The organism is Caballeronia sp. LZ008 (assembly GCF_031451435.1).
Classification (GTDB): domain Bacteria; phylum Pseudomonadota; class Gammaproteobacteria; order Burkholderiales; family Burkholderiaceae; genus Caballeronia; species Caballeronia zhejiangensis.
This window is the reverse complement of the sequence record NZ_JARUXK010000003.1, coordinates 988,874-1,002,234: the sequence shown is the minus strand read 5'-3', so window position 1 is coordinate 1,002,234 and position 13,361 is coordinate 988,874. Positions and strand designations below refer to the sequence as shown.

The window sequence follows — 13,361 nt, the reverse complement described above, 5'->3', positions numbered from 1 at the left end:
CTTTTCTTGACGTTATAAGGATGACTAATGACAGATCCGTTCTGATCGGCACACAGATGCGAATCCAACGCCGAGACAAGCGCCGACATTAAGCACATAGAGAAAAAATCCAACGGTGCATGCTGGCAAAAATGATGCATTTAACGCGTGAAAAAAGCTTGCATTCTCCGCGCAGAAAACTATCTTGAGTTCATAAAATGATTCTTCGCCTGGCACCGGAGGAGACCCATGCCAGCTACACGTATGATGATTGCGCGCCGCGCCGGGGTGAGCGTGGCAACGGTCGATCGTGTGCTGCGCGAAGACCAGGGGGTGCGCCCCGAAACGGCCGAACGTGTACATCTCGCGCTGGCCACGCTGCGCGACGAACGCGCAAGCCGCGGCAGGCCTGCGAAAACCACATCATTCCGGGTCGCCTTCGTCTTACCGCAAATCAATTCCCGCTTTCTCGATCAAGTCGAACGCGATATCGCGCTGTCCGCCAGCTTCTTTCGCGAGCATCGTCTTGTCTCGTCGTTTTACCGTTGCGACCTGTCCAGCCAGCGCGACGCGATCTCACTCGCACAGCAATTGATCGACTACGACGCGCTCGTGCTCGTGCCGCTCGATTACCCATGGGTCGAGCGGATGATTCAGGACATGATGGATGCCAACGTGCCCGTCGTTACGGTCTTTTCAGATTTGCCGTCGAGTGCGCGCGCCACGTACGTGGGTGTCGATAACCGCATGGCCGGACGAACGGCGGGTCTGCTGATGGGCCGCTTCGTCGGTTCGCGCATCGGCACGGTCGCCGTGCTGTCGGCGTCGTCGCGTCTGCACGATCAGCTCGAGCGTCGGACGGGTTTTTCCCAGGTGCTCGAAGAGGACTTTCGCAACCTGCGCTGGCTCACGGAGCCCGATTTCGCCGAAGACGACGACAGCGCCGGACTCGCCGTGCAAGGACTGACGGCGGGACATCCGGATCTGGTCGGCGTGTATGTGACGTGCGGCGGCATTTCCGGCATCGCGTCGACGCTGCAGGAATCGGGCGACAAGGCGCGCGTCGTACTGATCGGCCACGAGTGCACGGCCGATACGCGGGCGCTGCTGTCGGAGCGGGCGATCGACGTGATCCTCGATCAGGACGTGCGCGGCATTGTCCATTGGGCCGGTCTCGCCGCTCTCAACTTCCTGAACGACGTGCGCGGCGTGCCTTCCATCCCGACGCCCGAAACCCGTATCTATCTTCGTGAGAATGCGCATGCCTGAAGCTCGCGACACGCGGACAGTTCGCTTCGGTCCGCCAGAGCTCATATGCAGCGTCCGGCGCATGGGCGCTGTCTGTCATCAGTTTGAGACCCGACAGAGACAAGGAGAAGACACATGTTACGTCTTACGTCATCAAGGGTATTAGCGGCGCTCGTCGCGTCGCTGGGACTGAGCTTCGGATCGGCGGCGCATGCGCAGGGCAAGCAGTTGACGCTATGTTGGGCCGCATGGGACCCCGCCAATGCGCTCGTCGAATTATCGAAAGACTTCACGGCGAAAACCGGCATTGCAATGAAGTTCGAGTTCGTGCCGTGGACGAGTTATGCGGACCGCTTCCTCAACGAACTGAATTCGCATGGAAAGCTGTGCGATCTCATCATCGGAGATAGTCAGTGGATTGGCGGTGCCGCGGTCAATGGACACTACGTCAAGCTCAATGATTTCTTCGACAAGAACAAAATCTCGATGGACGACTTCGTGCCGGCGACCGTCGTCGGCTACGCAGAGTGGCCGAAGAACACGCCGAATTACTGGGCGCTGCCCGCGATGGCGGACGCCGTGGGCTGGACCTACCGCAAAGACTGGTTTGCGAGGCCCGAACTGCGCGCGGAGTTCAAGCAAAAGTACAAGCGCGAACTCGAGCCGCCCACGACAATGGACGAACTCAAGCAGACAGCCGAGTTCTTTCAGGGACGAAAGATCGACGGCAAAACCGTGTATGGCGTGTATATCTTCACGGAGCGCGGCTCGGAAGGGATCACAATGGGCGTGACCAACATGCTCTATAACTTCGGCTTCGAATACCAGGACCCGAAGAAGCCGTATCACCTGGAGGGCTTCGTGAATTCGCCAGGCGCGATAAAGGGACTCGAATTCTATAAGGCGCTTTACAAGTGCTGCACGGCGCCCGGCATGACGAACGCCTACATGCAGGAAGGGCTCGATGCGTTCAAGTCGGGGCAGGTCGCGATGCAGATGAACTGGTTCGCCTTCTTCCCCGGCCTGTACAAGGATCCGAATGTCGGCGGCGACAAGATCGGCTTCTTCGTCAATCCGAAGGAAACGAAACAGTTCACGCAGCTTGGCGGTCAAGGCATATCCGTCGTGTCGTACTCGGATCACAAGGCCGACGCGCTCGAATACATCAAGTGGTTCGCGCAAGCCGATGTGCAGAAGAAGTGGTGGCAACTCGGCGGCTACTCCGCGGCGAAGTCGGTGGTGGACGCGCCGGACTTTCCGAAGAGCGCGCCATTTGCGCCTGCATTCCTGAAGTCGATGTCGATAGTGAAAGACTTCTGGGCCGAGCCTACTTATGCCGAGTTGTTGCTCGACATGCAAAAGCGCGTGCACGACTATGTGGTTGCGGATAAGGGCACGGCGAAAGAAGCGCTCGATCTGCTCGTCAAGGACTGGAACAAAGTATTCAAGGCGGAAGGGAAGAACTAGCGTTACCGCACATGAACGCGCGGGCCGGCGAGCCGATCGATCTCGCCGGTCCGCGACAACAAGGAGTCAGGCATGTTGGCAAACAAGCCTTTTCCTCCGGAAGGGTTGCAGACCAAAGCGCAGACGCGCGCGGCCGCGCGCTTGCGCGGACTGTCTGACCGAACCGTCGCGTGGCTGTTCATTCTTCCGACTATCGTGCTGCTGCTCGCCATCAACATCTTTCCGTTGATCTGGGCATTGCGGCTCTCATTCACGAACTTCAAGTCGAATATGCCGAGCGTGCCCGCGCGCAATGTCGGCATCGACAATTACACGGACATACTCACCGACGAAGACATCTGGTACGCGATGCAGGTGACGGCGCGCTTCGTTTTCTGGTCGGTCGGACTCGAAGTGCTGCTCGGCTTCGGGCTCGCACTGCTGATCAACCGGCAGTTTCGCGGCCATAGTTTCTGGACCACGCTGATTCTGCTGCCGATGATGCTTTCGCCCGCTGTCGTCGGCAACTTTTGGACCTTTTTGCTGCAACCGCAGACGGGTCTTTTCAACGACATCGTCGGCTTTTTCACGGGCATTCCGCCGAACTCGTTCCAGATGATCGGCGATGTGCCGCTCGCACCGTGGACGATCGTCATGGTCGATGCATGGATGTGGACGCCCTACGTGATGCTGATCTGCCTGGCGGGATTGCGTTCGATTCCGGACTACATCTATGAAGCGGCCGAAGTCGATCGCGCTTCGCCATGGCGTCAGTTCTGGTCGATCACACTGCCGATGACGCTGCCGTTCCTGATGCTCGCGATCCTTTTTCGCGGGATCGAGAACTTCAAGATGTTCGACATGGTGAATCTGCTGACATCGGGCGGGCCGGGCTCCGTGACGGAAACCGTGTCGATCACGCTCAAGCGCGCAGCCTTCGAGAAGTGGAGGACGGGTTATTCGTCCGCGCTCGCGATCATTCTGTTCGTTGTCGTGTTCGGTGCGGCGAACATCTATGTGAAGGCGCTCAACCGGGTGAAACAGCGATGACAGACCTTGCCCTTCAACAGTCGGTGGTGGCTGCATCGCCGCGCAGCAAGACGTTTGCCGCAGTCGTCGTGATCGCGTATGCGCTCATCGCGACGCTGCCGATCGTCTGGATCATCCTGACGAGCTTCAAGACACAGGAGGATGCGATCGCGTATCCGCCCGTCGTCGTGTTTCATCCGTCGATGGAAGGTTACGTGAATCTTTTCACGATCCGCTCGCGGCAGACGCCGGAGTTCATCGCGAGTTTGCCGCCCGCAGAGACCTGGTACGACCGCGATGTCCGAAAGCGCAACATGGTGATTGCAGGGCCGTCGAAGGTCCTGCCGCGCTTCGTCAATTCGCTCGTGATCGGGTTCGGCTCGACCTTTCTTGCGGTGTTTCTCGGCACGTTGGCCGCCTATGCGTTTTCGCGCTTCAAGGTGCCGCTCGCCGACGATCTGCTGTTCTTCATACTGTCCACGCGAATGATGCCGCCCATCGCGGTGGCGATTCCCATCTATCTCATGTATCGCACGCTCGGCCTCGCCGACAGCTACCTCGGCATGATCGTGCTCTATACGGCCGTGAACGTGTCGCTGGCGGTGTGGCTGCTCAAAGGATTCATCGACGAAATCCCTCGCGAATATGAGGAAGCGGCGCTTGTCGACGGATACACGCGGTTGCAGGCCTTCGTGAAGGTCGTGCTGCCGCAGGCGATCACCGGCATTGCTGCGACGGCGATCTTCTGTCTGATCTTTGCGTGGAACGAGTACGCGTTCGCATTGCTGCTGACGAGCGGCGACGCGCAGACGATGCCGCCGTTCATTCCGTTCATCATCGGCGAGGGCGGGCAGGACTGGCCAGCGGTCGCGGCCGCGACGACGCTGTTCGTGCTGCCCATCCTGATCTTCACCGTTGTGCTGCGCAAGCATCTGTTGCGCGGGATCACCTTCGGAGCGGTACGCAAATGAAAGCCCAGCCCGTCATGCCGCGCCGCCGTCTGTTCCGCAGGCGCTACGGCGAGGGCGCATCGACCGTGCTGATCGGCCTCGGCATTGCGATGCTCGTCCAGCCGTTCACGGTCGATCTCTATACCTGGTCGTTCCCTGTGATTCTGGCGGGTGCGCTGGCATTCGTCGTGACGAGTCACTTCCCGGAGTGAGCCATGTCGACGATCGTTCTATCCAACCTTCATAAGCGCTTCGGTGACTTCACTGCCGTACACGATACGAATCTCACCGTGAGCAACGGCCGCTTCGTGGTGCTGCTCGGACCCTCCGGTTGCGGCAAGACGACGACGTTGCGCATGATCGCCGGGCTCGAACTGCCGACTTCGGGCCAGATTCTGATCGACGGCGAAGATGTCACGGGGCTGCGTGCGCGTCAGCGCGATATTGCATTCGTGTTCCAGATGTTCGCGCTGTATCCGCATATGACGGTACGTAACAACATCGCTTTTCCGCTGAAGAACGAGGGTATTGCGCGCCGCGAGATTGCCGCGCGCGTCGATGCGGCCGCGCATATGCTTCGCATCGAAAGTCTGCTCGACCGAAAGACGGGCGGGCTGTCGGGCGGCGATCGGCAACGCGTCGCCCTGGGCCGCGCGATCGTCCGGCACCCGAAGGCTTTTCTGATGGACGAGCCGCTCGGCACGCTCGATGCGGATTTCCGCGAACTGATGTGCCTCGAGTTGCGCAAGCTGCATAACGCGCTCAACGCGACGACGGTCTACGTGACGCACGATCAACGCGAAGCGATGGCGATGGCCGACGACATCGTCGTGATGAGCGGCGGCGAGGTGCTGCAATCGGCGTCGCCGCATGAGGTCTATCACTTTCCAGCGACCGTGTTTGTCGGCAGCTTCATCGGCAGCCCGCCGATGAATTTCCTGGCGGTGGATGGCGGCGTCGAAGCGGGCGCGGAATCGGTCTCGCTATCCGGCGTCGCCGTGTCCGTGCCGCGCACGGCTACGTCCGCGGCGAAAGCGCTGCTCGGCGTGCGGCCAGAGCATGTCGTGATCGACGAGCGCGGTGCGTTGCGTGGACGCGTGATCGCGGATGAATATCTCGGCTCGCATCAGATTCTCGTCGTCGAAACGGCACTCGGCGTGATGCGCGTGCGGGTCGGCAAGGACGAAGGACTGGTGGCGGGGTCGCAGGTCGGGATGTCGTTCGCCAAGGAGCGCACGCTCCTCTACGACGCATCGAGCGGCAAGCTGCTGCCCGGCGCCGCGCGGCAGATGGCCGTCAACGGAAGCGGCAACGGAGGCGCTTATGTCTGAAATTCGCTTGCATGGCGTGACGAAGCGATTCGGCGATATCGTCGCGGTGGATGATGTGTCGCTCGACGTGAAGGAGGGCGAGTTCGTCGTGTTGCTCGGTCCGAGCGGCGCGGGCAAGACCACTACGTTGCGGCTCATCGCAGGTCTCGAGCGGCCCGACGATGGCGAGATATTCATCGACGGCGCCGCCGCGACGGACATGCATCCGGCGGACCGCGACGTCGCCTTCATCTTTCAGCAGTATTCGCTGTATCCGCATCTGACGGTGTTCGGCAACCTGGCGTTTCCGCTGCGCTCCCCGCGGCGGCGCGTGAGCGAGGCGGAAGTCACCGCGCGCGTGCAGTCGGTCGCGCAGATGTTGCATATCGAGTCGAAGCTCGGCAATCTGGCGACGCGTCTGTCGGGCGGCGAGATGCAGCGCGTGGCCATCGGACGCGCGCTCGTGCGTCAGCCCAAGGTGTTTCTGATGGACGAGCCGCTGTCTTCGCTCGACGCGAAGTTGCGCGAGGAACTGCGGATAGAACTGAAGCGGCTGCATCGCACGATCGGCGCCACGATCATCTACGTGACGCACGATCAGGTCGAAGCGACCACGCTCGCGGACCGCATCGGCATTCTCGAACACGGGCGCATCGTGCAGGTGGGCGCGCCGCGCGACGTATATGGCAATCCGGCTTCGCTAGGCGCCGCGCAACGTCTCGGCTCACCGCCCATCAACTTGCTGCCGCCCGTGTTGTTCGATCCTGCCACGATACCCGCAGGCACCTCGACGGTCGCGATCCGTCCTGAAGACATCGTGCTGCACGCGCACGATACGCGCGACGTGCTCAATCTTCGCGTGCTCGAATATTCTCCGCTGCGGCATCTGCTGATCATGGAGCGCGACGGCACCGCCATCGTCGCGACAACCATGACCGAGCGCAATTTCACGCCGGGGCAGACAGTCGGCGTGTCGCTACCTCTGCGCAGTCTTCTCTATTTCCGCTCCGACGGCAGGAGGATTCCGGCATGAACGGGAAAACGGTCATGGCGTGCATTGAAGCCGCGCACGCGACGCTCAAGGAACATACGGACGAGATCGCCGCGCTCGATCAGCAGATTGGCGACGGCGATCATATCTTCAACCTGTTGCGGGGCATGGATGCGCTGTTTGCGATGCGCGCCGCTATCGAGGCCGAGGCGTTTGCGCCCGCGCTGGACCAGGCCGCCTCCAAATTGCTGTCGACGGTGGGCGGTTCGTCGGGGCCGCTGTTCTTTTCGTTGCTGCATGGCATGGCGAAGGCCGCGCAGAACGCGGACACCCTGAGTGTGGCGGACGCGGCGCGGATCTTCGCCGCGGGCGTCGATGCCGTTGCCCAGCGCGGCAAGGCCGGCACCGGCAGCAAGACGATGATGGACGTGCTTATCCCTGTCGCGTCGCGCTTCATGGAACTGGCCGAGCGCAGTGCGCCGCGCGAAGCCGTGCTCGATGCGCTGCCGCGGACGGCTGAAGAAGGCATGCTCGCGACGCGCGACATGCTCGCGACCAAGGGGCGCGCGTCGTTTCTCGGCGAGCGCGCGCGCGGGCACATCGATCCCGGCGCACGGTCGAGCCAGTTGATGATCGGTGCGGTATGCGCGCGGCTCGCGCAATACAGAGAGTGAAAGGAGCGCAGGCCATGAAAAAGTTTATCAACCATGTCGACGACTTTCTGACTGAGAGCCTTGCCGGATTCGCCGCCGCGCATGACGATCTCGTCGTGCTCAATCACGAACCTGTGTTCGTGCGGCGCAAGACGTTGAAGCCGGGCAAGGTCGCGCTGGTCTCGGGCGGCGGATCGGGACACGAGCCCTTGCATAGCGGCTTCGTCGGGTACGGAATGCTGGACGCCGCGTGCCCTGGCCAGGTGTTTACTTCGCCGACGCCCGATCAGATGATGGCAGCCGCCAAGGCCGTCGATACGGGCGCGGGCACGCTCTTCATCGTGAAGAACTATTCCGGCGATCTGATGAACTTCGAAATGGCATCCGAAATGTCGGAGTTGGCGAATGCGATGGTGCTGATCAACGACGATGTCGCGGTCGAAAACTCCAGTTATACGACGGGCCGGCGGGGCGTGGCGGGTGCGGTGATCGTCGAGAAGCTGGTGGGCAGTCTCGCCGAGAGCGGCGCCGATCTCGAACAATGCAAGGCGTTCGGCGACCGGATCAACAAGCATACGGCGTCGATGGGCGTCGCGTTTTCGAGTTGCACCGTGCCCGCAGCGGGCACGCTGACGTTCAAGATCGGCGACGATGAAATGGAGGTCGGCGTCGGCATTCATGGCGAGCCAGGGCGGCGGCGAACGCGCTTTGCCGCCGCCGACGCGATCGCGGCAGAACTGCTGACGGCGATCGTCGCCGATCTGAAACCGGGGAACGGCTCGGAGCTGCTGGTCTTGATCAATGGGCTGGGCGGCACGCCGCTCGGCGAACTGTATCTGCTGTTCAATTCCACACGCTCGTGGCTGCATCAGCGCGGTCTCGCGGTCACGCGCGTGCAGGTCGGATCGCTCACGACGTCGCTGGAAATGGCCGGTGCGTCGATCACCTTGTGCGTGCTGGACGATGAAATGAAGCGGCATTGGGACAGCCCCGTGCATACGCCATCGCTCAGGTGGGGAATGTAGATTCGCCGGAACGTTTGCAATCGTCCGGTCGCTCGGCCGGAATTGCGTCCTCTTTCACGAGCCATCAGTTTTGTTTATCGGCGTATCGGCGACGCGGCCCTTGCGCGCTTCGCCGCGCGCCGCGTCCCAGCGGCCTTCCGCGCCTATAAAACCCCATGCGTAAAGGCAAAGTTCTGGTTTACGCGTAGTACCCGGCCTGCCTCCTTCCTCGCTACCCTTCGGCTTCAGTTTCCCTAAAGCAAGCCCGCTCGGCCACGCATTCTGAAGGAGTAGCGCACATGGCACGGATCATCGGAGGCATCGCCGCCTCGCACACGCCGACCATCGGTTTCGCGTTCGACAAGAACAAGCGCGACGATCCCGTCTGGGCGCCGATCTTCGAGAACTTCGCGCCGCTCGCGAACTGGCTCGCGGAAAAGCAGCCCGACGTCATCGTCACGATCTACAACGACCACGTCACGTCGTTCTTTTTCGATCACTATTCGGCCTTCGCGCTGGGCGTCGGTCCCGAATGGCGCGTCGCGGACGAAGGCGGCGGCGCGCGCGATCTGCCGCCGATCAAAGGTCATCCCGCACTCGCCGCGCACATCGGCACTTCGCTGATGACCGATGAATTCGACATGTCGTTCTTCCAGAACAAGGCGCTCGATCACGGCTGCTTCTCGCCGCTTTCGATGCTGTGTCCGCACAAGCCCGAATGGCCGGTCAAGCTCGTGCCGCTGCAGATGGGCGTGCTGCAATTGCCCGTGCCGAGCGCGCGCCGCTTCTACAAGCTCGGGCAGGCGCTGCGCCGCGCGATCGAAAGTTATCCGGAAGACATCAAGGTCGCGATTCTCGCGACGGGCGGTCTTTCGCATCAGGTTCACGGCGAGCGCTCGGGCTTCAACAACACCGAATGGGACGCGCGCTTCCTCGATCTCTTCGAGCGCGATCCCGAGCAGCTCGCGAACATGACCATCGCGGAATATGCGGCGCTCGGCGGCTACGAAGGCGCCGAAGTCATCATGTGGCTGACGATGCGCGGTGCGCTTTCGTCGAACGTCGTGTGCAAGCATCGCAGCTATTACCTTCCGTCGATGGCAGGCATCGCCACCGCGATCTACGAAGGCGAGGACAGCGAGACCAAGCCCGCGATCGTCGAGCGTCATCGTCAGAAGATGGCCGTTCAGCTCACCGATGTCGAGAAGCTCGAAGGCACGTATCCGTTCTCGATTGAAACGGCAGTGCGCGCGTATCGCATCAACGATTATCTGCATCGCATGGTCGAGCCCGCGCATCGCGAGGCATTCAAGGCCGATGAAGAAGCGAGCTTCGAAGCAGCGGGCCTTTCCGAGCAGGAACGCGATCTCATTCGCCGGCGCGATTGGCGCGGCCTGCTTCATTACGGCGTGATCTTCTTCATGCTCGAAAAGCTCGGCGCGGTGACGGGCATATCGAATCTGCATATCTACGCCGCGATGCGCGGCGAAACGCTCGAAGCGTTTCAAAAGACGCGCAACGCACCGGGCGCGTTGTATTCGGTCGCGGGCAAAGGCTCGGAGAAGCTCGACTGGGACAAAGCGGAAAAGGCCAGAAGCTAAACACGAACGCGTTGCATGGGACCGGAGTAAGCGCAGAAGCACCGACTCCGGCCAACAGGGGACAGGAGACAAACATGACTAGCGGTAAAACCATCGACATCAAGGGCTTCATCGACGAACGCCCGATTTCCGCCTACCAGTGGCTGCTGGTGGCGCTGTGCTTTCTCATCGTGACGGCCGACGGCATGGACGTGGCGATCATGGGCTTCGTCGCGCCATCGATCATCGCGGACTGGCATATCTCGCGGCCCGCGTTCGGCCTCGTGATGAGCGCGGCGCCCATCGGTCTCGTGATCGGCGCACTGGCGGCGGGACCGGCATCGGATCGCATCGGGCGCAAGTGGGTTCTGATCACCTCGGTATTCCTCTTCGGCGTCTTCACGATCGCGACCGCGTTCACGAATTCGCCTTCCAGCATGGCGCTTTTGCGCGTACTGACCGGCATCGGTCTCGGCGCGGCGATGCCCAACACGACGACGCTGCTCTCCGAATACGCGCCGCAACGCAAGCGCGCGCTGCTCATCACGATCATGTTCACCGGCTTCAATCTCGGCTCCGCGCTGATCGGCTTCGTCGCGGGCTGGCTGATTCCGGTGCACGGCTGGCGCTCGGTGCTGATCTTCGGCGGCGCGCTGCCGCTCTTGCTGATCCCGCTGCAAATCTGGCTGCTGCCTGAATCCGCGCGTCTGCTCGCGGTGCGCGGCGCGACCTCGCAACGCATCGGCAAGGTGCTCGGCCGCGTGTGCGGCGCGCGTTTCGATGGTAGCGAAACGTTCGTATCGAACGAGCCTCCGCTGCCGACGAAGAAGCCCATCGGCGTGTTGTTCTCGCACGGCTACGGTTTGATGACGGCAGCGCTGTGGGTCACGTATTTCATGGGCCTGCTCGTGATCTACCTGCTGACCGGCTGGCTGCCGACGCTCATGAAGGACGCGGGCCTCACCGTTTCCGCAGCGGCGAACGTCACGGCGATGTTCCAGATCGGCGGCACGATCGGCGCGATCATCGTCGGATGGATCATGGACAAGGCGCGTCCGGCGCCCGTCATCAGCGCGGCGTATCTCGGCGGCGCGGTGTGCGTGCTCGGACTGGCGTGGATCGGCGCGCTGTCGTCGTCGCTCGCGGTGCTCGTGTTCGCAGCGGGCTTTTGCATGAGCGGCGCGCAAACCGGTCTCAACGCCTTCGCGCCGGGACGTTATCCGACCGTCGCGCGTGCAACCGGCGTGAGCTGGATGCTCGGCATGGGCCGCTTCGGCAGCATCTTCGGTTCCGCATTCGGCGGCGCGTTGCTCGGCCTCGGCTGGGAGTTCGGCGCGATCCTCGCGATGCTCGCCGTGCCCGCGACGCTCGCGGCAATATCGATTCTCGTCGCACAACGCACGCGTGCCGACGAAGCACACGCACAAACGACTGCAGCACACTAGTACCTGGAGTAAGGGATGATCATCGACATTCACGGCCACTACACGACCGCGCCAAAAGCGCTCGAAGCGTGGCGCAACCGGCAGATCGCCGGCATCAGTAATCCATCGGAGATGCCGGCTGCTTCGGAGTTGCATATCAGCGACGACGAACTGCGCGAATCGATCGAAAGCAATCAATTGCGCCTGATGCGCGAACGCGGCCTCGATCTCACCGTGTTCAGTCCGCGCGCGAGTTTCATGGCGCATCACATCGGCGACTTCGAAGTGTCGAGCACGTGGGCCGCGATCTGCAACGAGCTGTGCTATCGCGTGAGCGAACTCTTTCCCGATAGCTTTATTCCGGCGGCGATGTTGCCGCAAAGCCCGGGCGTCGACGTATCGACGTGCATTCCCGAGCTCGTGAAGTGCGTCGAGCAATACGGCAATGTCGCGATCAACCTGAATCCGGATCCGTCGGGCGGGCACTGGACGAGCCCGCCGCTTTCGGATCGCTCGTGGTATCCGATCTACGAGAAGATGGTCGAGTACGACATCCCTGCGATGATTCATGTGAGCACGAGCTGCAACGCGTGCTTTCACACGACGGGCGCGCATTACCTGAACGCCGATACGACCGCGTTCATGCAGTGCCTCACGTCCGATCTGTTCCGCGATTTTCCGACGCTCAAGTTCGTGATTCCGCATGGCGGCGGCGCGGTGCCGTATCACTGGGGGCGTTTCCGCGGACTCGCGCAGGAGCTGAAAAAGCCTTTGTTGAAGGATCATTTGCTCAACAACGTGTTCTTCGATACCTGCGTCTATCATCAGCCGGGCATCGATCTTCTGACGCGCGTGATTCCCGTCGACAACATTTTGTTTGCAAGCGAAATGATCGGCGCGGTGCGCGGCATCGATCCTGAAACGGGACACTATTTCGACGATACGAAGCGCTACGTCGAAGCCGCGCAGATCGAGCCGGAAGCGCGCTACAAGATTTACGAAGGCAACGCGCGCCGCGTGTATCCGCGCCTCGATGCGGCGCTCAAAGCAAAGGGACGTTGATATGTACGAACTGGGTGTGGTGTATCGCAACATCAATCGCGCGAATGCGGATGCGGCCGCCAGGCTCGGCGCACTCGGCTCGGCGACCGTGCACGAAGCGATGGGCCGTGTCGGCCTGATGAAGACCTACATGCGGCCGATCTATGCGGGCGCGCAAGTGAGCGGCACGGCCGTGACCGTGTTGCTGCAACCGGGCGACAACTGGATGATGCACGTCGCGGCCGAGCAGATTCAGCCTGGCGATATCGTCGTGGCCGCATGCACGACGGACAATACCGACGGCTTCTTCGGCGATCTGCTCGCGACGAGCTTCAAGGCGCGCGGCGCGCGTGCGCTCATCATCGACGGCGGCGTGCGCGATGTGCGCGTGCTGACGGAGATGAACTTCCCCGTATGGAGCCGCGCGATTTCCTCGAAGGGCACGGTGAAGGCGACGCTCGGCTCGGTGAACATTCCGGTCGTGTGCGCGGGCGCATGGGTCACGCCGGGCGATGTGATCGTCGCGGATGACGATGGCGTCGTGGTCGTGCCGTCCGCATCGGCGCAACAGGTGCTCGATAAAGCCACTGCGCGCGAGGCGCTCGAGGAAGAAAAACGCGCGAAGCTCGCAAGCGGCGTGCTCGGTCTCGACATGTACAAGATGCGCGAACCGCTGGAAAAAGCGGGCCTGCGCTATATCGACTGA

13 protein-coding genes are annotated in these 13,361 nt (G+C 61.8%); all 13 read left to right on the top strand.

The features are described from left to right. Nucleotides 1-228: 228 nt before the first annotated feature. The gene (locus QCE49_RS23550) at nt 229-1,248 is read left to right on the top strand and encodes a LacI family DNA-binding transcriptional regulator (protein ID WP_175982598.1); all 1,020 of its coding nucleotides are present in this window, start codon (nt 229-231) and stop codon (nt 1,246-1,248) included. Between the two features lie 114 nt (nt 1,249-1,362). Beyond that, nucleotides 1,363-2,694 (top strand): ABC transporter substrate-binding protein, encoded by a 1,332-nt coding sequence (locus QCE49_RS23545; RefSeq protein WP_175982597.1) that lies wholly within the window; start codon nt 1,363-1,365, stop codon nt 2,692-2,694. Between the two features lie 72 nt (nt 2,695-2,766). Next, complete coding sequence (locus QCE49_RS23540) at nt 2,767-3,723, top strand: carbohydrate ABC transporter permease (RefSeq protein ID WP_250457531.1); 957 nt, start codon at nt 2,767-2,769, stop codon at nt 3,721-3,723. Then, complete coding sequence (locus QCE49_RS23535; RefSeq protein WP_175982596.1) at nt 3,720-4,673, top strand: carbohydrate ABC transporter permease; 954 nt, start codon at nt 3,720-3,722, stop codon at nt 4,671-4,673. The genes QCE49_RS23540 and QCE49_RS23535 overlap by 4 nt, the downstream gene beginning before the upstream one ends. After that, nucleotides 4,670-4,864 carry a hypothetical protein gene (locus QCE49_RS23530; protein WP_008348936.1) on the top strand — a complete coding sequence of 65 codons (195 nt, stop codon included), beginning with the start codon at nt 4,670-4,672 and terminating at the stop codon, nt 4,862-4,864. Before QCE49_RS23535 ends, QCE49_RS23530 begins: the two co-directional genes overlap by 4 nt. 3 nt (nt 4,865-4,867) lie before the next feature. Next, complete coding sequence (locus tag QCE49_RS23525; protein WP_034472427.1) at nt 4,868-5,983, top strand: ABC transporter ATP-binding protein; 1,116 nt, start codon at nt 4,868-4,870, stop codon at nt 5,981-5,983. After that, nucleotides 5,976-6,995, top strand: coding sequence for an ABC transporter ATP-binding protein (locus QCE49_RS23520; protein ID WP_250457530.1), 1,020 nt, complete (start codon nt 5,976-5,978; stop codon nt 6,993-6,995). Before QCE49_RS23525 ends, QCE49_RS23520 begins: the two co-directional genes overlap by 8 nt. Then, entirely contained in the window at nt 6,992-7,627 is a 636-nt protein-coding gene (gene dhaL, locus QCE49_RS23515) for a dihydroxyacetone kinase subunit DhaL (RefSeq protein WP_008348928.1), read from the top strand. Before QCE49_RS23520 ends, dhaL begins: the two co-directional genes overlap by 4 nt. A gap of 14 nt (nt 7,628-7,641) precedes the next feature. Next, nucleotides 7,642-8,631, top strand: coding sequence for a dihydroxyacetone kinase subunit DhaK (dhaK, locus tag QCE49_RS23510; protein ID WP_175982594.1), 990 nt, complete (start codon nt 7,642-7,644; stop codon nt 8,629-8,631). Nucleotides 8,632-8,909: 278 nt separating this feature from the next. Then, entirely contained in the window at nt 8,910-10,211 is a 1,302-nt protein-coding gene (locus QCE49_RS23505) for a gallate dioxygenase (RefSeq protein ID WP_008348615.1), read from the top strand. Between the two features lie 74 nt (nt 10,212-10,285). Beyond that, nucleotides 10,286-11,635 carry an aromatic acid/H+ symport family MFS transporter gene (locus tag QCE49_RS23500; RefSeq protein ID WP_034472432.1) on the top strand — a complete coding sequence of 450 codons (1,350 nt, stop codon included), beginning with the start codon at nt 10,286-10,288 and terminating at the stop codon, nt 11,633-11,635. 15 nt (nt 11,636-11,650) lie between these two features. Beyond that, on the top strand, nt 11,651-12,676 hold the full coding sequence (locus QCE49_RS23495) for an amidohydrolase family protein (protein ID WP_250436845.1): 1,026 nt from the start codon (nt 11,651-11,653) through the stop codon (nt 12,674-12,676). Between the two features lies 1 nt (nt 12,677). Further along, on the top strand, nt 12,678-13,361 hold the full coding sequence (ligK, locus tag QCE49_RS23490; RefSeq protein WP_175982593.1) for a 4-carboxy-4-hydroxy-2-oxoadipate aldolase/oxaloacetate decarboxylase: 684 nt from the start codon (nt 12,678-12,680) through the stop codon (nt 13,359-13,361).

Coding starts and splice junctions, on each gene's coding strand:
- ligK (WP_175982593.1), top strand. CDS start 12,678: ATGTACGAACTGGGTGTGGTGTATCGCAACATCAATCGCGCGAATGCG.
- QCE49_RS23545 (WP_175982597.1), top strand. CDS start 1,363: ATGTTACGTCTTACGTCATCAAGGGTATTAGCGGCGCTCGTCGCGTCG.
- QCE49_RS23530 (WP_008348936.1), top strand. CDS start 4,670: ATGAAAGCCCAGCCCGTCATGCCGCGCCGCCGTCTGTTCCGCAGGCGC.
- QCE49_RS23505 (WP_008348615.1), top strand. CDS start 8,910: ATGGCACGGATCATCGGAGGCATCGCCGCCTCGCACACGCCGACCATC.
- dhaK (WP_175982594.1), top strand. CDS start 7,642: ATGAAAAAGTTTATCAACCATGTCGACGACTTTCTGACTGAGAGCCTT.
- QCE49_RS23550 (WP_175982598.1), top strand. CDS start 229: ATGCCAGCTACACGTATGATGATTGCGCGCCGCGCCGGGGTGAGCGTG.
- QCE49_RS23520 (WP_250457530.1), top strand. CDS start 5,976: ATGTCTGAAATTCGCTTGCATGGCGTGACGAAGCGATTCGGCGATATC.
- QCE49_RS23495 (WP_250436845.1), top strand. CDS start 11,651: ATGATCATCGACATTCACGGCCACTACACGACCGCGCCAAAAGCGCTC.
- QCE49_RS23500 (WP_034472432.1), top strand. CDS start 10,286: ATGACTAGCGGTAAAACCATCGACATCAAGGGCTTCATCGACGAACGC.
- dhaL (WP_008348928.1), top strand. CDS start 6,992: ATGAACGGGAAAACGGTCATGGCGTGCATTGAAGCCGCGCACGCGACG.
- QCE49_RS23535 (WP_175982596.1), top strand. CDS start 3,720: ATGACAGACCTTGCCCTTCAACAGTCGGTGGTGGCTGCATCGCCGCGC.
- QCE49_RS23525 (WP_034472427.1), top strand. CDS start 4,868: ATGTCGACGATCGTTCTATCCAACCTTCATAAGCGCTTCGGTGACTTC.
- QCE49_RS23540 (WP_250457531.1), top strand. CDS start 2,767: ATGTTGGCAAACAAGCCTTTTCCTCCGGAAGGGTTGCAGACCAAAGCG.